A 21,545-nucleotide genomic window follows, 5' to 3' on the forward strand; every position below is an offset into this window, starting at 1 on the left:
CTCATAAAGTTAATAGCTGTTACGCTTTCGCGAAAGCGTAATAAAGAAAATATTAAAAATTCTAATTAACAATCGCTCAAACTCACATTAACTGCAAGTCCGCCTTCACTAGTTTCTTTGTATTTGGAATTCATATCTTGAGCCGTTTGCCACATGGTATTAATAACCTTATCTAAAGGTACTTTGGCATGTGAGGCGTCGGCGTCGAGAGCTAGTTCACAAGCATTTATAGCCTTAATTGCTCCCATAGCGTTGCGTTCTATACAAGGAACTTGAACCAATCCTGCAATAGGATCACAGGTAAGTCCTAGGTGGTGTTCCATGGCAATTTCCGCAGCCATAAGAACTTGGTCTGGTGTGCCACCCATAAGTTCTGTTAATCCAGCAGCTGCCATTGCGCTACTTACACCAATTTCTGCCTGGCAACCACCCATTGCAGCACTTATGGTCGCTCCTTTTTTAAATAAAGCTCCTACCTCACCAGCTACCAGTAAAAACTTTTTGATGTCCTCAAAGTTTGCGTCGTGGTTTTCAATTACCATATAATACATGATTACAGATGGAATAACACCAGCACTACCGTTGGTAGGAGCTGTTACCACACGGCCCAAGGATGCATTTACTTCATTAACCGCAAGGGCAAAACAGGACACCCATTTTAAGATTTCTCTAAATTTCACTTCGGTATCGCGTATGGCTTCAATCCACTCTTCTTTATTAGAATAAGGTTTACCTTTTTGAAGCTTTAGGTGGTTGTCATAAGCGCGACGTCTTACGTTTAATCCACCTGGTAAAGTTCCCTCGGTATGGCAACCTGTATACATACTATCGAGCATGACGTCCCAAACAGCTTTGAACTCTTTATTGATTTCTTCATCACTGCGCATGTATCGTTCGTTTTCTAAAACGACCTCGCTTATTGCCATGCCGTCTCGATGGCAATAGTTTAATAATTCTGTTGCTGTTTGTACCGGTCTAGGAAAACAACTGAATGTCACTTTTTTCTTTTGAGCTCGCTTGCGTTCCTTTTGAACTACAAATCCGCCTCCTATACTATAAAAATGCTCGGTTCTGGATTTACCATCCTTGTAAAAGGCTTTAAATCTTAATCCATTAGGATGATAAGGTAAAAATTTACGGTGGAAGGTTATGGCTTCAACTGGATCAAACTCAAATTGAATACCGTCATTTAATTTGATACATTTTTCACTACTTAAAGCCGCTACATCGTGCGGAATTTGAGCAATATCACAAGTCACAGGATCTTTATCCATCAATCCCATCATCACTGCAATGTCGGTGGCATGACCGCGACCGGTCAAGGATAAGCTTCCATAAAGATCCACTTGAATGCGTTGTACTTGCTTTAATTTATTCACTTTACGTAATTTCTCAAGAAACCTATTGGCTGCACGCCATGGTCCTAAAGTATGTGAACTAGAAGGTCCTACTCCTATTTTAAGCATGTCAAAAACGCTGATTGCTTCCATGTTGTTTCTTTTTCATTCGAAATTCAAATATACTTTTATCCTTTGTCATAGCCGAAAAATTGTAGCACTATCCAACCCTATTTTTAATAATTGTTACAGTGGTTTAAAAGTGTCATTCGGTACATGGGCAATTATTGATAAGTAGAACTCTTGTATACAGATAAGTAATGGTGCACTGTCAGCTTTTCTGTAATTATGACATCCTGTCACTGGCATTTGCTTGGCACAAACATTGACTTATGCAGAGTGTAAAAATTTGAATAAAACTTAAAATTGATATAATGAGTAAAATAATAGGAATCGATTTAGGTACAACAAACAGCTGTGTTTCGGTAATGGAAGGAAGCGAGCCTACTGTAATACCTAATGCAGAAGGAAAACGCACAACCCCATCTGTAATTGCGTTTGTAGAAGGTGGTGAAATTAAAGTGGGTGATCCTGCAAAAAGACAAGCAGTAACTAACCCAGAAAAAACCATCTACTCTATCAAAAGATTCATGGGTAACAAATACTCTGAATCTCAAAGAGAAGCTGATCGCGTACCTTACAACGTGGTAAAAGGTGACAACGACACACCACGTGTTGATATAGATGGAAGATTGTACACTCCACAAGAATTGAGTGCTATGATCCTACAGAAAATGAAAAAAACAGCCGAAGATTACTTAGGTACTGAAGTAACAGGAGCTGTAATTACTGTACCAGCTTATTTTAACGACTCACAACGTCAGGCGACTAAGGAAGCTGGTGAAATCGCAGGTCTTAAAGTAGAGCGTATTATCAACGAACCTACTGCTGCTGCACTTGCATACGGTCTAGATAAAAAAGATACAGATCAAAAAATCGTTGTATTTGACTTTGGTGGTGGTACTCACGATGTTTCTATTCTTGAATTAGGAGATGGCGTGTTTGAAGTATTATCGACTGATGGTGATACACACCTAGGTGGTGATGATGTAGATGAAGCAATCATCAACTGGCTAGCTGATGAATTCCAAGCAGCTGAGCAAATGGACTTACGTAAAGATCCAATGGCGTTACAACGTCTTAAAGAAGCTGCAGAAAAAGCTAAAATTGAACTTTCATCAAGTGCTCAAACTGAAATTAACTTACCTTATGTAACTGCTACCGCTAGCGGTCCTAAACACTTGGTAAAAACGCTTACAAGATCAAAATTTGAGCAATTAATTGATGATTTAGTAAAGCGTACTATTGAACCATGTAGAACTGCTCTTAAAGCAGCAGATCTTTCTACTGGTGATATCGATGAAATCATACTTGTAGGTGGATCTACTCGTATCCCAGCAGTACAAGAAGCAGTTGAAAAATTCTTCGGTAAAAAGCCTTCTAAAGGTGTAAACCCTGATGAAGTTGTAGCAATTGGTGCTGCTATTCAAGGTGGTGTACTTACAGGTGATGTTAAGGATGTATTACTTCTAGATGTAACTCCTCTTTCTCTAGGTATTGAAACTATGGGTGGCGTTATGACTAAACTTATCGATGCTAATACAACTATTCCTACTAAAAAGTCACAAGTATTCTCTACAGCAGCTGATAATCAGCCTAGTGTAGAAATTCACGTACTTCAAGGTGAGCGTTCTATGGCTACAGATAACAAGACCATTGGTCGTTTTCACTTAGATGGTATTCCACCAGCACGTCGTGGTACACCGCAAATTGAAGTGACTTTTGATATTGATGCCAACGGTATCATTAAGGTAAGCGCCGAGGATAAAGCTACTGGTAAGAAACAAGACATTCGTATCGAAGCGTCATCGGGTCTTACGGAAGAGGAAATCCAAAAAATGAAGCAAGAAGCTGAAGCTAATGCTGAAGCTGATAAGCAAGCTAAAGAAAAAGCCGATAAATTAAATCAAGCAGACCAGTTGATTTTCCAAACTGAAAAGCAATTAGAAGAATTTGGTGATAAACTAGGTGATGATAAGAAAAAGCCAATTGAAGAAGCTCTTGAAGAGTTGAAGAAAGCTTATGAAACTAAGGATATCGCACAAATTGATCCTGCTCTTGAGAAAATGAATACTGTATGGACTGCAGCTAGTGAAGAAATGTATAAAGCTCAAGCCGAGGCTCAAGGTGGTCAACCTGGTCCTGATGCTGGTGCTCAACAACAAGCTGGTGACGATACAAGTGATGTAGAAGATGTTGACTTTGAAGAAGTAAAGTAAACTCAAAAACAAACCACGAGTTTGGTTGTAGTTTCTTTATTTGAACTACGATATAGTACAAGAAAGGCCTTGATCTTAATCAAGGCCTTTTTTATTACTTCTGAATTATAAAACACACTTAAAATTACTACTTACTGATAGGATTTAACAAATCACTAATACGTCAAAACACGAAATATATCTACCTTATGAACTATGTTAAAAACAGGTTTTCATAGGTTTTTACTTTTTGGTTTATTGGTATTTTCTATCCTAGGAAACAGTCAGGAAAAAGAAGCTGAGCCAACTCGTGATTTTCCTAAATTATCCGATACCATATCTGAAGCAGGTACCTACCAATCAAATCCTATTGGAGCGTATAACGAGGCTTTTTACATTGTTAATAGACTAAATGAAAACATTGGATTACCACCTAATCATTTAAACTTTCAAACACCACAGGCAACACTAGAACAATTTATATCTAGCTGTAGAAACAACAACTTTGAAGAAGCCGGTTATGCCCTTAACTTAAATCTTTTTCCCAAGGAAGTAACTAAAAAAGAAGCGGCAATTCTCGCAGAGAAATTTTATTTCGTGCTCAATCAACGAGTCAAAATTGATTGGAACAACATATCAGATAGACCCGATGGACAAATTGATATAACTACTTCAACAAACGGAGCTATTGCTGGAAACCCTAGACGAAGTGTGGTTTTTGGAGAAGTAGATTTAAACAACCGCGATGTAGTCCTACGCATACAACGTGTTAAATTAGACGATTATGGTGCTTTTTGGATGATAGCATCCAATACGGTAGAAAATATTGAACCCTTGTATGAGGAGTATGGTCCTAGAAAACTTGATCGTATCATGCCTCAATGGGCCAGAGTTTCATTTCTAGGTTTTCCTGTTTGGAAATTTTTAGCGACCATTCTCCTTTTCTTTATGGCATATGCTGTAGGAAGAGTTTTTAGCTATGTAACAAGAAGGTTGTTACTTAAGTCAGACAGAGCTTGGCTAAGAACAACAGCTAATAAGTTAGCCAAACCAGCAGGAATAGCCCTAAGCATGCTATTCTTTTATATCATACTTAATAAACTCATTTCATTTTCTGGACCTTATTCTAGTACTATTTACGCAATCCTTTTGGTACTGGTAATTGCTTCCATTGCCTGGTTGCTCATGAGTTTTATTAATGCTGTAATGACCTACATTGCCGAACATAAAATAGGCGATTCATCTATAGAGGAAAACACACAAGCTCGTATGATGATGACTTACATTTCGGTAGCGCGACGATTATTGACCATCATTATCATCTTTGTTGCCATATCGGTAGTATTATCACAGTTTAGATCTTTAGAAAAATTAGGTATTTCCTTACTGGCGTCTGCTGGTTTGATTACCATAATATTAGGTGTAGCAGCACAAAATACCTTAGGTAATATCATAGCAGGAATACAAATTGCACTTACAAGACCGTGCAAAATTGGTGACACTTTGTATATAGGTGACGAATGGTGTTATGTAGAAGACATACGCTTTACCTACATGGTTACACGTACCTGGGACAGTCGTAGGCTTATTATTCCTCTTAAAGACATTATCTCAAAGCCATTCCAAAATTGGTCCATGACCAATGCTCACCGTTTACAGCCCATTGTTGTTTATGCCGATTATAATACCGACGTACAGCTAGTGCGTGAAAAGTTCTCTGAATTATTAAAACAAGAAGAAGAGTATGATGAAGAACATCCACCTGTTGTCCAAGTTACCGAAGTAACTGAAAAAGCAATAGCCATAAGAGCGCTTTGTAGTGCTCAGGATGCTAATTCGGCATGGGAATTACACTGTAAGTTAAGAGAAGAACTAGTGAAATTTATAGCTCAATTAAACGATGGGAAACACTTGTCCAAAGAGCGCATCTTGATTCAAAAGGAATCTACCTAATGGAAATACTGCAAGTGAAATTAGGTCATGATCCCTAATAAAGCTGATTTAAGTAGCGATGGAAGTATCACCACGTTACCACGCTGAACAACTTCTTGTAATAACTTAATAACAAATCGTAAATCAAGGTAGATACCTTCTTATCTTTATCCTTTATGAGTAGAAAGAATATTGAACACCGCATTTTGCACGAGGACAACCATTTAATTGCGGTCAACAAAGAATCTGGTGAACTAGTTCAAGGTGATAAAACTGGTGATCCTATTCTACCCGATGCTATTAAAAAATATATAGCTCACAAATACGATAAACCAGGTGCTGTTTATTTGGGTGTGACACACAGGCTAGATCGACCTACTAGCGGTGTTGTAGTTTTTGCACGTACTTCAAAAGCGTTACCGCGCATGAACAAATTATTTGCTGATCATAAAACTGAAAAAATCTATTGGGCACTTGTAGAAGGAACGCCAAAATCTAAAGAAGAACGGCTCGTTCATTACCTAGTGCGCAATACCAAACAAAATAAAAGTTATGCTCACGATCATGAAGTGCCCGATTCAAAAAAGGCCGTACTTACCTATAAAATCATTAAACAGTTAGAACGTTATACACTGTTAGAAATAACGCTAGAAACAGGTAGACATCACCAGATAAGATGTCAATTAAGCAAAATAGGTCACGTTATAAAAGGAGATCTTAAATACGGTGCACGCAGGTCCAATAAGGATGGCAGTATACACCTGCATGCCAGACAACTGTCGTTTATTCATCCTGTTAAGAAAGAACCTGTTACAATCGTGGCACCAGTACCCGATCATGATAATTTGTGGCTTGCTGCAAGTAAATAATTACCTATGAATGTATCCCACACACACCGTTTACAACAGCAGTTTTTTAAAACTGGAGCTACTAAAGAATTAAATTATAGAACCCAAAGTTTACAGCGATTAAAAAACACGTTAGAGACTAGAGAACAAGACGTATACAACGCACTTAAAAAAGATTTGGGTAAAAGTGAGTTTGAAGCCTATGTTACTGAGTATAATGTAGTCATGGCCGAATTGCGCAAGTTTCTTTACAAACTTAAACGCTGGACAAAACCTAAAAAAGTACGTGCGGCCTTACTTAATTTTCCATCCCAGGCCAGACAATATCCCGAACCTTATGGGAACGTTCTCGTTATATCACCGTGGAATTATCCCTTTCAACTAGCGCTAGCTCCAGTAATAGGAGCTGTAGGAGCTGGTAATACTGTGGTTTTAAAACCTAGTGAATTTGCACCACACACCTCTCAATTACTCGAGGAAATTATTGCTACAAGCTTTTCTCCTGAACATGTAACCGTATGTAAAGGTGATGCCGCAGTTGCCAAAGAGCTTACAAGCCTTAAATGGGATTACATTTTTTTTACTGGCAGTCCACAAGTAGGTAAACTTATCTACCAGGCAGCCGCACAGCATCTTACTCCTGTAACACTAGAATTAGGCGGTAAAAACCCTTGTGTCGTTCACCAAAGTGCTGCGATAAAAACGGCCGCAAAACGAATTGTATGGGCCAAGTTTCTAAATGCTGGTCAAACTTGTATTGCACCTGATTACATACTGGTTCATGCAAGCGTAAAACAGGAATTGGTTAAACAATTGCAAATAAGCATAGCACAGTTTTATGGAGAACAACCGCAATCTAGTCATGATTATGGCCGTATTAATCGCAAGGACCACTTAGAAAAATTACTTTCTTACCTAGATGGTGAACAACTTATCACCGGTGGTGATTACAACCTAGAGCAGTTGTACCTAGCTCCTACTCTACTTGACGAGCCTGGTGAGGAAAGCGCTGTCATGCAACAGGAAATTTTTGGTCCCATACTACCCGTCATTAGTTATCAGGAACAAGACGATATTGAAAGGTGGATTCACAGATATGAAAAACCCTTGAGTGGTTACGTTTTTGCTACTCAAAAATCGTTTATTAATTGGTTTACAAAACGTTATAGTTATGGTGGTGGCGTGATTAATGATTGTATAGTTCATTTTGTGAACGATAGATTGCCTTTTGGTGGTGTGGGCAACAGCGGTATAGGAGCCTATCACGGCAAGCACAGTTTTGACTGTTTCAGTCATTATAAAAGTGTGGTACACAGGAAAAACTGGCTGGATATTACTTTAAAATATCCACCTTATGCTGGTAAATTAAAAGCAACAAAATCCTTTTTAAAGCGTTTTTAACAACGATATAGGTACAACCTTAAAACTGTCACAATGTGGTGGTAATGTTTTGTTAGTACGCTTTCGCGAAAGCGTAATGATCAACTACCTTTAAAATAAAAATAGCTATGATAAAGGAAGGAACCAAAGTAAAATGGGAATGGGGAAATGGTACTGCAACCGGTACTGTACAGTCCACATTTACCAAAAAAGTGACACGTACCATAGACGGCAATGAGGTAACTAGAGAAGGTGAAGAAGGAAATAAAGCCTTGTATATCGAACAAGAAGACGGTAGCAACGTTCTAAAATTAGAGAGCGAAGTAAACCGAGCAGATTAATTTTTTACGTATATTTAACTATACATTTTTTACACACTACTACCCTATATGATGAATTGGATGGAACTAGGAACTGCTACTGTAGCCATTGTACTGGCTGCCGTTTTTATACTTGCCGCTGTGATTGCCTACCGCAGCTGGGTAGAGTTATGCAGTCCTAAGGATAGAATGGGTATTAAAATTGATCGCAATGGTAGACATCGCTATCAACCTGTACCACAACCCGATGTAGAACAACTTAGACTGTGGACGCAATTGTTTATCGCGGTACTTACAGCAATAATTACCCTATCTAGCTTGCACTATTTATTTTTAAGGGATTAATATGGCCGATTTTATTAAAATTTATGAGGATAATCCTAATCCTAGAGAAATTAAACGCGTTGCCGATGCCATGCGCAATGGTGCGCTTGTAATTTATCCTACTGATACGGTTTATGGTCTGGGATGTGATATTACCAATAAAAATGCCCTAGAAAAAGTGGCTCGTATTAAGGGTGTAAAATTAGAAAAGGCCAACTTCTCATTTATTTGTGAGGACTTAAGTAATTTAAGCGATTACGTAAGTCAAATAGATAGCGGTACTTTTAAATTACTTAAAAGAAATTTACCAGGACCGTATACTTTTATTTTGCCGGGCAATAATAACTTACCTACTGTTTTTAAGAAAAAGAAAACTGTAGGTATACGTGTACCTGATCATCCTATAGCGATTGCCCTGGTGCGTGAGCTGGGTCGTCCTATAATTTCTACTTCTATAAAGGACGATGATGAGGTAATTGAATATACTACAGATCCCAGCCTGATCTGGGAGAAATGGGACCATCTTGTTGATATAGTCATAGATGGCGGTTATGGTGGTAATATAGGATCTACTATAATTGACCTTACTGGTGATGAACCGGTATTGGTGCGTGAAGGAAAAGGCAGTGTAGAGCTTTAAGCCTATGAGTGCCCTACTCGCATTAAGTACCCATTAAGGATACCTTGCATTTATTGTAAAAACTGCATCACATTAGGAACTTTGTCCAAATGAATGCGAGATACGTGTGTATATATCAAGGTCGTTTTAATATCGTTGTGACCTAGTAATTCTTGAATCACTCTAATATTCACACCAGCCTCCATAAGATGAGTGGCATAGGAATGTCGCAAGGTGTGTAAAGTAACCTTTTTATTTATTCCTGATTTCTCTAGAGCTTTAGCCAGTACGGCTCTTAGACTAGATGCACTATAGCGACTGTGATTATATCCTTCTATCAAGTACTCTTTGGGCTTGTATAATTTGTAGTATTCTCTCAACCTTACTTTCAGATCCTTGGGTAAAGGCAAGTACCTATCCTTGCGACCTTTACTGGCCACAATTTTGACCTGATCACGCTGCCCATCTATGTGGCTTATTTTAAGGTTAATGAGCTCGCCACTACGCAATCCTAATGCATATATCACGAGTATTGCTGTGTGGTGTTTTTTATTGGTAATTGAATTTAAAATTAAGTTGATCTCGTGTGCGCTTAGGACATCGGGTAATACTTTTTGAGGTTTACGAGGTGTTACGGTGGTTAATTCGATGGACCTGTTGTGCATGGTGTTTAGGTATAATCTTATAGCGCTAGCAAGTTGTTTTTGGGTAGAATAGGCCAGGTTTTCTTTAAGAACTTTTTGAGTAAAAGTCTTTCTTATAACACTAGAATCAGCTTGATGAATGGGTATAGTTTCACCTAAAAACTGTTGAAAGGAATTGAGTAACCCTAGATATGTTTTGGCGGTGTTTGGACTGTAACGTTTTATAGCTAGGAATTGTTTAAAGTCATCAAACATGTGTATATACCATTTATACAGCAATATAATAAAAATGTAATAAACCTATTTATATACTTACATTTTGGGTGGTATAGTGCTAATTTTTGGTATATTGCTTATATAAACTAGTTGCTGGACGATACCTACGGTCGTTCAGGCCATTTCGCTATCGCTCAATTCTCTCCTGAACTTACCGTCCAGCAACACGCACAGCATACGCTGTAATTTGCTTTTATCTAACTATATTTATAACCTAAACAACTAAACACTAACCAGCGTTACTGGTACCGTCAACAACTACGGTTATAGCAAATTAACGCTAATGGCTACCGTACACTCTAGAATGCTGCGCATTCTGCGTGAACTCGCCATAACCTGTGCGTGTTGTGCAACATTTGAAATGACATTCGAAATAGGAAAATACCAAGTTGAGTTATTAAACGAATCTGACTATAATCCAGACTCGAAGGACAATCTGAATAAATATTTAAATAACTATTTAACGGAATCTGATTTCAAATTACCGACTAAAATCGGAATAAAAATATCAGAAAACGGAACTGAAATAAATAGTGCGATAATTGGAGCTGAAAACGGAGCAACTGGACTGCACAAAACTTCTCAAATTATTGAATCTAATCGGGTTTTAATATGCTGTTGCGATTCAGTTTTTTGTTTGGACTTACCTACTCTAAATCTGAATTGGAAAACAAAAGTTGATATAGCTACTGCATTTGAAATATTTAAAATAGAAAACGGTTTTATAATTCACGGAGAATTGGAAATAACGCGAATTAACAATGACGGAAAAATAATATGGCAAAATGGTGGAGCTGATATTTTTGTTTCGCAAAATGGAAAAGATGACTTCGAAGTTAAAGACAATTTTGTGAAAGCAACTGATTGGGACAATCGAATTTATAAATGGAATTTAAACGGAGTAGAAATTGAATAAAAAACGTTGCACAACAATGTATAACCGCAATTACGGCGGATTCGACTGCGTCCGAATCCACTCGGAATTGCTAACGTCAGTTCTTAACCGAAAAACATTATCTTTAATCCCGTAACTGACGGTTATACGAGACCGTTGTGCGTAAGTTGACAAATTAAATGAGAAAACATACAGCGATTCTCTGCTCTTTGATTATTGTCTTAAGTTTTAACTGTAAATCAAATGGAAATAAACTAAGAATGGAAAAGGAAGAAAAACAAGTCATAGAAATGTGCCAAGAGTTTGCTTCTAAAGCAGACAAACTAGAAACTAAAGCATTTGGTAATTCGGGTTATAAAGAGAAAGGATTTGTAAAGGACTTCAATGTATTGTTTGAACAATACGCTTTTGGAAAACAAAATAGAACGATATCCGGTTTAAATTTTCGACAGCCCCCTAGATATTCGCATGTTGCAAAAGCAGTTTCTATTGAATCAATCAAAGTGAATAAATCGAAATATGAAATTTATTTTTGGGCAGAAAAATCTTTTAATTCTATAAAATTTATAGTCCAGAAAAAAAATGAGGTATGGAAACTAATAAAATTTCAAACTTGTTTAACAACAAATCCAAATGAACGGGACTGTAGTTGGAGAACCCACAAACTCTAAAAAAACCTACGCACAACACAACCTATAAACAATACGGACTTTGATCTTAATCTCAGGGTTTGCGTATTTTTATAAAGTCGCTAAATCTGTTGGATTTAGCTTTGGACAAAACAAAAAATAAATCAAAACAAAAAGATTTCGCTATGTGCGTGGCGGAAAGCAAACGCCAGTTTGCCACCGTACTGTTCATAGCTAAACCGTTGCTGGACGATACCTACGGTCGTTCAGGCCATTTCGCTATCGCTCAATTCTCTCCTGAACTTACCGTCCAGCAACACGCACAGCATACGCTGTAATTTGCTTTTATCTAACTATATTTATAACCTAAACAACTAAACACTAACCAGCGTTACTGGTACCGTCAACAACTACGGTTATAGCAAATTAACGCTAATGGCTACCGTACACTCTAGAATGCTGCGCATTCTGCGTGAACTCGCCATAACCTGTGCGTGTTGCCATTAATTTGAAAAAAATGACCAAATCTACACTAATTGTACTTCTGACCTTTATGATATTTGGCTGTACTGATATAAATCAAGCCGAAAACACTATCGCTAAACTGGAAAGTCTGCGTGCGGAAAATGATAGTTTACGAAAAATTGTTGCGGATATTGAAACTAAATATGTATTTGACAGTATATCTGTAAGAGACATTCCCGATTACAAAAACACCTACGAGCTGAACTCAAAAATCAAGGGCGAAATTGTATTTGTTGGTTACAATATGAATTTGGAAAAATCAAGAGTAATTATGGTAGATAGTGTGACATACAATCCGGAAAAGCTTCACAATCCTGACACACTGAAATTGCAGAATGGCGGATATAAATATGAAATTAAATTAAACGATAAAGAAATTACTTGGAAAGCTGACATTAAAGTTGAAAACGAATACGGACAAAAGATGCAAGGACTTTTAATGAATAAAGCAAAAGCGAAAAAAAACTAATGGCAACAATGTATAACCGCAATTACGGCGGATTCGACTACGTCCGAATCCACTCGAAATTACTTACGTCAGTGCTTAACGAATATTAACGCATATAAATCCGTAACTGACGGTTATACGAAACCGTTGCTGGACGATACCTACGGTTGTTCAGGCCATTTCGCTAGCGCTCAATTCTCTCCTGAACTTACCGTCCAGCAACACGCACAGCATACGCTGTAATTTGCTTTTATCTAACTATATTTATAACCTAAATAACTAAACACTAACCAGCGTTACTGGTACCGTCAACAACTACGGTTATAGCAAATTAACGCTAATGGCTACCGTACACTCTAGAATGCTACGCATTCTGCGTGAACTCGCCATAACCTGTGCGTGTTGCAAGTAATAGCTCAAGAAACATTCCTCTGAACAATAAAACTGAAAAATAATAAAGATTCTACCCAAAGGTTGTAATTTAAAACCTTACTTCTCGACTTTTCGTATTTATATTTAGTACCAAAAACAAAAACTTAAATAACGAATTTAAAACCTTAATATTTTTTATAATAAATGAAATACAACCTAACTACTCTATTTTTACTATTATTAAGCGCTATAGCTTTATCCCAAGAAACCACAGGAAACCTTCAAGGTAGTTTAAAAGACAGTCAAAATAATTCCATACCTTTTGCCAATATCGTTCTGACAGACACAGAAACCAATTTTAATTATGGTGCCATATCGCAAGAAAATGGCTTTTATAGACTTAACAATATTCCACCAGGAAATTCATATAAAATAAGTATTTCATTTTTGGGCTACAAAACCATAGAGGAAGTTAATATTACCATTAATTTGGGTACCACTACCATAAAGGATTTTATTTTACAAGAAGAAAACACTTCGTTGCAAGAAGTTGTAATAACTGCAGAATCTACCCCAAAGAAAAGCGGAAATGAAACCTTGTTAAATCGTAAAAATATCAAGGCAACACCTACCATTAATAGAAGTATTCAGGATTTGACAAAAAATCTTCCCGAAAACAATCTAAACTCTTTTGGCGGAGCAAGTAACCGATTTAACAACTTAAATATTGACGGAATAGCCAATAACGATATCATAGGCTTTCAAGAACCTGCAAGCGGTGCGTCGGGTTCCTCTGCAAACGGAACACCAGGAAGTTTATCCCGAAGTCAACCTATTGGACTTGGTGCCGTTAAACAAGTTAGCGTGAAACTATCACCATTCGATGTAAGTATTGGTAATTTCAACGGAGCGAGTATCAACTTAGTGACCAAAAATGGAACTAACACAACTAAAGCCGAAGTTTATGGCTACGGAAACAATCAAAATTTGATAGGTAGATTTGCTGGTGGTGCTGAACAGAATGTAGAATCATTTTTTGACGCACAATTTGGTGGTGGTATTGGAGGTGCTATAGTAAAAGATAAGTTGTTTTACTATGTTAATTTTGAACAGGCATTATCCAACTTTCCTGTTCTAAATGCGCCTGGTAGCAGCACATCTGATATTTCTTTAGAAGATGTGACAGCAATACGAGATAGATTATTAAATGAGTATAATTATGACCCTGGCACTTTTCAAAATGCAGACCTACAAACCGCAAGTACAAAATTATTTACAAGATTAGATTACAACCTGTCCGACGTACATAAAATAACGCTTCGTAATAATTACGTCAATAGTTTTACTGATAATCTGGAATGGAACAGTACGTTCTTCAATTTTGGAAATCAAGGATATAGACATAACAGTGTTGCCAATAGTCTTGCTGTAGAATTAAAATCAAATTTCAAGTCCGGAAGCACAAATAAACTTTCTGTTGGATATAATACAGTACAAGAAAATCGTGATTTTGAAGGACGTGTATTCCCTCACATTCAAATTGCTACATCATCTGCTGCTCGTATTTTTGCAGGAACCTATCGCGAGGCCTCTGTGTACAACACCGATTTCTCTACGCTACAAATTGCGGATACATATACTTTCGATTCTGGTCAACACCATTTTACAACTGGAGTTTTTGGTCAATTGCACGATGTAGATTATGGGTTTCTCTCTGCGTGGAACGGTCGCTGGGAATATCGCTCAGTTGACGACTTTCTAAATGACAGACCAGCACGAATACGAGGAGTTTACAACGTAAATAATAATAGTTTTGATTTTGTAAGCAATCGTCCTTCAGCCACTATTGGCGTATTAGAAGCTGCTGCCTTTTTTCAGGATAATTTCCGTATTAATGAAAAACTTGAAATAACTGCTGGTATTCGGTTAGATGGTCAATATTTAACACAACGATTGCCTGTGAGTGAAGAAGTACGCAATACACCAGAATTTTCAAGATTTGACAACACCATATCAAAAGCACCACAGCTTAATCCAAGATTTGGTTTCAACTATAAAATCGATGAAGATGGAAAGTTTACCATAAGAGGTGGTACAGGACTTTTTTCAGGTAGAATACCTTATTTATGGTTTGCATACGCGGAATATATTTCGGGTACAGAATATTTTAATATTGATTTAAGGCCAGACGAAGCCGTAGCATTAACCGAAAACTTGGAAGATTTAAGAAGCCTACAACCTAATCTGGCTGAAATAAATCTTTTAGATCCTGACTTTAGTCTTCCAAGAGATTGGAAAACAAATATTGCATTTAAAGCCAAATTGCCAAATCGATGGACAATAGATATAGAAGGTACTTATACAGAAGTGGTAAATGGGTTGCTTTTTCAATCCATTAATAGACAAAACAACGTTGGTAATTTTAGTGGAGCTGATAATCGTCCCTATTTTTTAGAAACAGGAGATGATATAAAGATTAACCCGAATTTTACAAATGTATTTTTACTTACCAATACGGACAAAGGGTTTAGATACAACATAACTTTTGGTCTTAGCAAACAGGCAGGTGGTTACCGCGGATATTTTGGTTACACATATGGGATGAGTAAAGATATATCCAGTACCGTACGCAGTTCGCCAGCAGCAAATTTTGAATGGAATCAAGCCTTAATTGCCAATGACCCTTCGTTATCCTTTTCAAATTTTGACCTAAGACATAAATTTGTAAGTAGCCATTCATATAATTTTAACATAGGAAAAAATAGCACAGGATTTATCGCTTTTCTATACAACGGAAGGGCAGGAAGTCCTTTTTCATATGTATATAGAGGCGACTTAAATCGTGATGGTTCTTCAAGAAACGATATTATTTATGTTCCAAGAGATGCCTCTGAAATTAATTTAATTGATATAGTCGATGCTTCTGGAAATGTAACTGTAAGTGCTACCGAACAATGGCAACGATTAAATGCTTTTATCGAAAGAGACCCTTATCTAAGAGAACGAAGAGGACAAGTTGCAGAGCGTAATGGAGCAAGAACACCTTGGAACCACGAATTGGATATGAAATTAGAATATGGACTAGCATTAAAGAATGGTGATAAAATATCTTTATCTGTAGATATGCTTAATGTATTTAATTTTATCAATAAGGACTGGGGACGATTGGTATTTGTGCCTAACGTAGTCAATTCCAGTTTTAGTCTTTTAGATTTTAGAGGTATAGAAAATAATGAACCGCAATTCCAGTTCAATATCCCAGAAGGAACAGACCCTTATGTTACAGATTTATTCAATTCTCGTTGGAGAGCACAATTAGGTGTGAAATATAATTTTTAAAAGATTAGAAAAAACTACTACTTGCAACAACGTATATAAAAAATAGCGGTTTAAGTGCTAAAACGAAAGATAAATAATGAAATAAAGGTCAGTTATAAACCGAAAAGTTAGTTCATAAAAACCCACTACTTTTCATATACAAGACCGTTGCTGGACGATACCTACGGTCGTTCAGGCCATTTCGCTAGCGCTCAATTCTCTCCTGAACTTATAAGTTAGATACACGCGTGTCTTCCTCTCGCAAACTGCGTTTGCTCGTCGGAGACAAGTCGCTGTAATTTGCTTTTATCTAACTATATTTATAACCTAAACATTTAAACACTAACCAGCGTTACTGGTACCGTCAACAACTACGGTTATAGCAAATTAACGCTATTGGCTACCGTACACTATAGAATGCTGCGCATTCTGCGTGAACTCGCCATAACCTGTGCGTGTTATGTGCAAGCTGAACAGAACATTGAGAATTGAAAGAAGAAGTAACATATAAACTTGACCGAATTGCTGACATTTGGAATTCATTTATTTGGGAATATGAGTTCTGTAAAAAGAAAATCAAGTTCACACCTGAAGTCCAAACCAATTATTTCGGAGATATTTTAGGTTATTTTCAAGATACTTTTGACATAATATTTGATAATAGAAACTCAAAATCCTACGCCGACCGATTTTCTAATCAAATTAGCTTACTTCAAAGTATATATGTCCAACAAGATTTCATCGAAGAATTACTAATTATCTTCAAATGTGGAATAAACAAAGGAGATTTAAAAAAGGATTCAAACTATTTAATTAATAGAGAAATACGCAACGAACTCGTAGGACATCCGATAAGGAAACACAAAGGACAATTTATTTCATCTTGTCTTTTTGGTTACAATGGTGGCAGTGATAAAATTGTTTATTTAAGATACCATAAAGATAATGACTACAAGTTCGAATCAATGGAGTATGCGGTCTCTGAAATAATACACAGACATAAAGATTTTTTGAATAAATACTTCGACAAAATTTTAATCAAACTAAAGAAAATACTAACCGACTTCACTAAAGAAATTGAAAAAATAGAAAGCTTAATAGACAAAAAAAGTCTTGAGGAAATTCTTAAAATTTCAGAAGTATTTTATGAATCCATTTTTGAGTATGATTTCATCTATGATAAAGAATCTTTATTAAAAATAAATAAAAGAAAAGAGGAACATAAGAGGTATGAAAATTTGATAGATAAATTTTATCAAGACTTGAGAAGTAGTCTAAAAGAAAAGAGAGAATATGCAGTTGAGCTTTTTGAACCCAGAAAAAGAATAGAAAACAACGATGTTGAGAAGCCAATCTTTGATATAAATTTCGTTGACGCTTCACAGATATCAAGAGATAATATAGAAAGACCTGTAACTTACCATTATGAACTTGGTAAACTCGCTACAAAACGTAATCCAATGGATTTTGATTTTTTTGGTGGTTGTCTACGAAGAAAATGTTCGGAAAATGAATTAGTCCTAAATGAATTAGACCATATGGAATCTAATATTTATAATGACATTGAATATTTCACGGCATACAGATTGATTTGTACTGAACTAAATGAAGATTAAAAGCCAGCACATAACAATGTATAACCGCAATTACGGCGGATTCGACTACGTCCGAATCCACTCGGAATTGCTAACGTCTGTGCTAAACCGAAAAATTTCCGTACTTTAACCCGTAACTGACGGTTATACGAGACCGTTGCTGGACGATACCTACGGTCGTTCAGGCCATTTCGCTATCGCTCAATTCTCTCCTGAACTTACCGTCCAGCAACACGCACAGCATACGCTGTAATTTGCTTTTATCTAACTATATTTATAACCTAAACAACTAAACACTAACCAGCGTTACTGGTACCGTCAACAACTACGGTTATAGCAAATTAACGCTAATGGCTACCGTACACTCTAGAATGCTGCGCATTCTGCGTGAACTCGCCATAACCTGTGCGTGTTGTGTGTCATTTAAGAAACTAAATGCAAAAATCAAATTCAATATTTCTTAAAAGCCAATTGACTAAATTTCTGACTGAAATTAGAGTTGAAAATTATTCGATTGAAAACTTTGACAGTACTGAATACATTGTCGAATTTGACCCTGAAGAAAAACAAGACCCTAAAACGAATTCTGATGATATAATGAGACTTTGGTCTCTTCCGAACATAATCGGAAAACAAATTAAGCTGAATGAAGTGTGCGATTGGTTAGTAACTTACAAAAACGAGATTCCACTTTGGATTAAAATAAGACGGACTGACCAAAATAATGTTCTGAAATTACTGATTAGTAAAAGATTTCGGAAAATGAATATAATTGAGGAATGGCATCAACTGAATGAATACAAACCACTAATAAATGAAAAAACGCCACACAACAATGTATAACCGCAATTACGGCGGATTCGACTACGTCCGAATCCACTCGGAATTGCTAACGTCAGTGCCAAACCGAAAAATTTGCGTACTTTAACCCGTAACTGACGGTTATACGAGACCGTTGCTGGACGATACCTACGGTCGTTCAGGCCATTTCGCTAGCGCTCAATTTTCTCCTGAACTTACCGTCCAGCAACAAGTTGAAGAAAAAACGAAAATAGAATATGGCAAGTAGCTTCGTTGACATTAACGGTATAGGTTTTTGGGCAAGAGATGGATTTGTTGAAGCTATGCAACTCTGCTTGATAAATGAAATTGAAAATCAAAAACTTGATTCAATAGAATGGATTAATGAATATAAGTGTGAATTGGCATTACAATCTTTACCAATGATTTATGGCGGAATGTCAATGTTACTTGAAGAATTTCTAACAACAGACGAACGCAAATCTCAAATATTAAAATTGATAGATTTAATAATTGACAAAATTGACTCATCAGACGATTATATAACAGGAAGCAATTTGCACCAATTAAGAAAAAGAGCAATGACAATACTTTCTGAAACTGAAAAAATGGAATTTGAGAATCAAAAAGAATTTGAGAAAACTGTAAATGACTCTAGATGGAACGAATCTAATGGAATTTCAGAAGTTAAAGATAGATATCAACATTCATTCAAACTTTTAAAATCGTTAATTAAAGGAGAATTGAACACGACAGCATCTTCACCTGAAAACTATTGGAATTATTAAAAACCAGTTGCTAACAATGTATATAAAAAATAGGCGAAATAGTAGTAAAACCAAGGCTTTTGGCTCATATCAAACTTTGCGATTAACTGAAAGTTTCGCGCTTCGAAATCGCCTACTTTTCATATACTAACCGTTGCTGGACGATACCTACGGTCGTTCAGGCCATTTCGCTAGCGCTCAATTCTCTCCTGAACTTATAAGTTAGAACCACGCGTGTCTTCCTCTCGCAAACTGCGTTTGCTCGTCGGAGACAAGTCGCTGTAATTTGCTTTTATCTAACTATATTTATAACCTAAATAACTAAACACTAACCAGCGTTACTGGTACCGTCCACAACTTCGGAAATAGCAAATTTGTGCATTCCTCTCATGACGCATTCAAAAAAGCGCACTCGTCGGATGCAAGAATGGCTACCGTACACTCTAGAATGCCGCGCATTCTGCGTGAACTCGCCATAACCTGTGCGTGTTACCCAACATTTGAGAAATGACTTCTGGAATTGAAATAACAGACACTGAATTAAAATTTACAGAATTCCCTTCAAAAGAAACTGGAATAGCAAAATACTGCAAGTCATTTAGACTAAAACTGAATGAAATAAAACTAATCGGAATTAGTCCAAGGCTTGTTTTAGATGATGAATGTATTTTCATTCTTGTAATTAACAAATCGGAAATAATTCATCTGATATCTGGACACGTAATGGGAACAAAAGGACTTGAAAATTTTGAAAAGTATTTTGGATTGGCATCCATCCAAGAGGAATGGAATAAATTTGAATATGACGACCATTATGGGAAAATTGACAAGATAATCTATCCGAAAGATAGTTATTGGAATGACTTATTTGAAAAAGATTGGAAGTTAAAAATTAGATCTCTATATAGCTGGATTAAACCAAAGTCGTTCTATGGCAATCTGAATAAAAAAAACGTTGGGTAACACTGGCTATAATTCATTGTGGCGGATTTCCTAAACGGAAATCCTTACTTTTAAGTTAAGGTTAGATTTCGGGCGGAATGTTCACTGCGTGAAATTCCACAACGAAATCATAGCCCAAACGTTGCTGGACGATACCTACGGTCGTTCAGGCCATTTCGCTAGCGCTCAATTCTCTCCTGAACTTATAAGTTAGATCCACGCGTGTCTTCCTCTCGCAAACTGCGTTTGCTCGTCGGAGACAAGTCGCTGTAATTTGCTTTTATCTAACTATATTTATAACCTAAACAATTTAACACTAACCAGCGTTACTGGTACCGTCCACAACTTCGGTTATAGCAAATTTGTGCATTCCTCTCATGCCGCTTTCATAAAAGCGCACTCGTCGGATGCAAGAATGGCTACCGTACACTCTAGAATGCTACGCATTCTGCGTGAACTCGCCATAACCTGTGCGTGTTGGCAATCATTATGAAAAAACAGACTCTTATTTTACTTACTTTAGTGTTCCTTGTATGCTTTCTGTCTTGTTCAGATAAATCAAATAAATATTCCTCGCAGTTCGACCAAAAAATATGGTTGGAAAATTCCGAAGTTGGAAATGGACTCTCTCAAAATACACGAGCAGGTAAGATTGATGATTTAATTGAAAATCATCTTGAAAAAGGTATGACTAAATCTGACATTATAGAACTACTTGGAAATCCTTATAAAGACGGAATTGAACTTAGATTACCTGCCAATATAAAAGTTCCTGATTCTTTAGACATTATTTCGACAGTTGGCAAATCAAAAGAAATTAGAGAAGAAATGTTAGACCATTGGAATAATTGGTACGCTGAAAATTCTCAACCAGATACTTTAATGTTATATGCTGCTGGTTGGTCTTTAATTGATCCTAATTTTTTGGTTGTAAAGTTAGACGACAAAGAAATTGTCAATGACTTCTGGCTTGAACAACATTAACATTAACGTAAGCAACATAGAAATAAACTAAAAACCAAGTGTTTTTTTGATAAGTTTCTAGCATATTTTGGATCATAAAACAATCTTGATTTCACTATAAAAAAGGCTCATTTTCTCAATCCTCACTCCTACTTTATTAGTATGGAATTCAATATATTTGAGAAAACGAATAACTAACCAAACTACAACTTCCTTACACGATAGAAAGCTAAGAATACTGCGCGAACTCTTCATTACCTGCGCGTGTTGTGTGTGATTAAGAAATGAATCA

The 21,545-nt window shown here is 36.6% G+C and carries 19 protein-coding genes; 17 read left to right on the plus strand and 2 right to left on the minus strand.

Annotation, left to right across the window (positions count from 1 at the left end; all coding sequences use genetic code 11):
• Nucleotides 1-65: 65 nt before the first annotated feature.
• Nucleotides 66-1,490: an L-serine ammonia-lyase gene (locus HCN53_RS03420; RefSeq protein WP_167342031.1), complete on the minus strand. Its 1,425-nt coding sequence runs from the start codon at nt 1,488-1,490 to the stop codon at nt 66-68.
• Between the two features lie 281 nt (nt 1,491-1,771).
• Between HCN53_RS03420 and dnaK the strand changes: the two genes are divergently transcribed.
• The 7 genes from dnaK to HCN53_RS03455 all read left to right on the plus strand — a co-directional run bounded on the left by dnaK (nt 1,772) and on the right by HCN53_RS03455 (nt 9,099).
• On the plus strand, nt 1,772-3,676 hold the full coding sequence (dnaK, locus tag HCN53_RS03425; protein WP_042280255.1) for a molecular chaperone DnaK: 1,905 nt from the start codon (nt 1,772-1,774) through the stop codon (nt 3,674-3,676).
• Between the two features lie 195 nt (nt 3,677-3,871).
• Complete coding sequence (locus tag HCN53_RS03430; protein ID WP_167342032.1) at nt 3,872-5,608, plus strand: mechanosensitive ion channel family protein; 1,737 nt, start codon at nt 3,872-3,874, stop codon at nt 5,606-5,608.
• A gap of 155 nt (nt 5,609-5,763) precedes the next feature.
• Nucleotides 5,764-6,456, plus strand: a complete 693-nt coding sequence (locus HCN53_RS03435) for an RluA family pseudouridine synthase (protein ID WP_105019054.1) — start codon at nt 5,764-5,766, stop codon at nt 6,454-6,456.
• Between the two features lie 6 nt (nt 6,457-6,462).
• On the plus strand, nt 6,463-7,836 hold the full coding sequence (locus tag HCN53_RS03440; protein WP_167342033.1) for an aldehyde dehydrogenase: 1,374 nt from the start codon (nt 6,463-6,465) through the stop codon (nt 7,834-7,836).
• Between the two features lie 107 nt (nt 7,837-7,943).
• Entirely contained in the window at nt 7,944-8,156 is a 213-nt protein-coding gene (locus HCN53_RS03445; protein WP_042280261.1) for a DUF2945 domain-containing protein, read from the plus strand.
• Nucleotides 8,157-8,207: 51 nt separating this feature from the next.
• Nucleotides 8,208-8,480, plus strand: coding sequence for a hypothetical protein (locus HCN53_RS03450; protein WP_167342034.1), 273 nt, complete (start codon nt 8,208-8,210; stop codon nt 8,478-8,480).
• 1 nt (nt 8,481) lies between these two features.
• A complete protein-coding gene (locus HCN53_RS03455) occupies nt 8,482-9,099 on the plus strand; it encodes an L-threonylcarbamoyladenylate synthase (protein ID WP_060522442.1) in 618 nt (205 codons plus the stop codon).
• Between the two features lie 50 nt (nt 9,100-9,149).
• Here HCN53_RS03455 and HCN53_RS03460 read toward each other — a convergent pair whose 3' ends face one another.
• The gene (locus HCN53_RS03460; RefSeq protein ID WP_167342035.1) at nt 9,150-9,977 is read right to left on the minus strand and encodes a tyrosine-type recombinase/integrase; all 828 of its coding nucleotides are present in this window, start codon (nt 9,975-9,977) and stop codon (nt 9,150-9,152) included.
• Between the two features lie 304 nt (nt 9,978-10,281).
• On the opposite strand from HCN53_RS03460, the gene HCN53_RS03465 reads away from it, so the two are divergent.
• The 10 genes from HCN53_RS03465 to HCN53_RS03510 all read left to right on the plus strand — a co-directional run bounded on the left by HCN53_RS03465 (nt 10,282) and on the right by HCN53_RS03510 (nt 21,274).
• On the plus strand, nt 10,282-10,914 hold the full coding sequence (locus HCN53_RS03465) for a hypothetical protein (RefSeq protein ID WP_167342036.1): 633 nt from the start codon (nt 10,282-10,284) through the stop codon (nt 10,912-10,914).
• A gap of 239 nt (nt 10,915-11,153) precedes the next feature.
• The gene (locus HCN53_RS03470; RefSeq protein ID WP_167342037.1) at nt 11,154-11,564 is read left to right on the plus strand and encodes a hypothetical protein; all 411 of its coding nucleotides are present in this window, start codon (nt 11,154-11,156) and stop codon (nt 11,562-11,564) included.
• A 59-nt stretch (nt 11,565-11,623) separates the two neighbouring features.
• Nucleotides 11,624-11,860 carry a hypothetical protein gene (locus HCN53_RS03475; protein WP_167342038.1) on the plus strand — a complete coding sequence of 79 codons (237 nt, stop codon included), beginning with the start codon at nt 11,624-11,626 and terminating at the stop codon, nt 11,858-11,860.
• A gap of 179 nt (nt 11,861-12,039) precedes the next feature.
• The gene (locus HCN53_RS03480; protein ID WP_240919384.1) at nt 12,040-12,516 is read left to right on the plus strand and encodes a hypothetical protein; all 477 of its coding nucleotides are present in this window, start codon (nt 12,040-12,042) and stop codon (nt 12,514-12,516) included.
• Nucleotides 12,517-13,071: 555 nt separating this feature from the next.
• Complete coding sequence (locus HCN53_RS03485) at nt 13,072-16,206, plus strand: TonB-dependent receptor (RefSeq protein WP_167342039.1); 3,135 nt, start codon at nt 13,072-13,074, stop codon at nt 16,204-16,206.
• A 467-nt stretch (nt 16,207-16,673) separates the two neighbouring features.
• Complete coding sequence (locus HCN53_RS03490) at nt 16,674-17,801, plus strand: hypothetical protein (RefSeq protein WP_167342040.1); 1,128 nt, start codon at nt 16,674-16,676, stop codon at nt 17,799-17,801.
• Between the two features lie 414 nt (nt 17,802-18,215).
• Complete coding sequence (locus HCN53_RS03495) at nt 18,216-18,623, plus strand: hypothetical protein (protein ID WP_105019068.1); 408 nt, start codon at nt 18,216-18,218, stop codon at nt 18,621-18,623.
• Nucleotides 18,624-18,838: 215 nt separating this feature from the next.
• Nucleotides 18,839-19,369, plus strand: coding sequence for a hypothetical protein (locus tag HCN53_RS03500; RefSeq protein ID WP_167342041.1), 531 nt, complete (start codon nt 18,839-18,841; stop codon nt 19,367-19,369).
• 486 nt (nt 19,370-19,855) lie between these two features.
• Nucleotides 19,856-20,311, plus strand: coding sequence for a hypothetical protein (locus HCN53_RS03505; RefSeq protein WP_167342042.1), 456 nt, complete (start codon nt 19,856-19,858; stop codon nt 20,309-20,311).
• A 576-nt stretch (nt 20,312-20,887) separates the two neighbouring features.
• Nucleotides 20,888-21,274 carry a hypothetical protein gene (locus HCN53_RS03510; RefSeq protein WP_167342043.1) on the plus strand — a complete coding sequence of 129 codons (387 nt, stop codon included), beginning with the start codon at nt 20,888-20,890 and terminating at the stop codon, nt 21,272-21,274.
• Nucleotides 21,275-21,545 lie beyond the last annotated feature (271 nt).

The organism is Nonlabens sp. SY33080 (assembly GCF_011784885.1).
GTDB classification, from domain to species: Bacteria; Bacteroidota; Bacteroidia; order Flavobacteriales; family Flavobacteriaceae; genus Nonlabens; species Nonlabens tegetincola.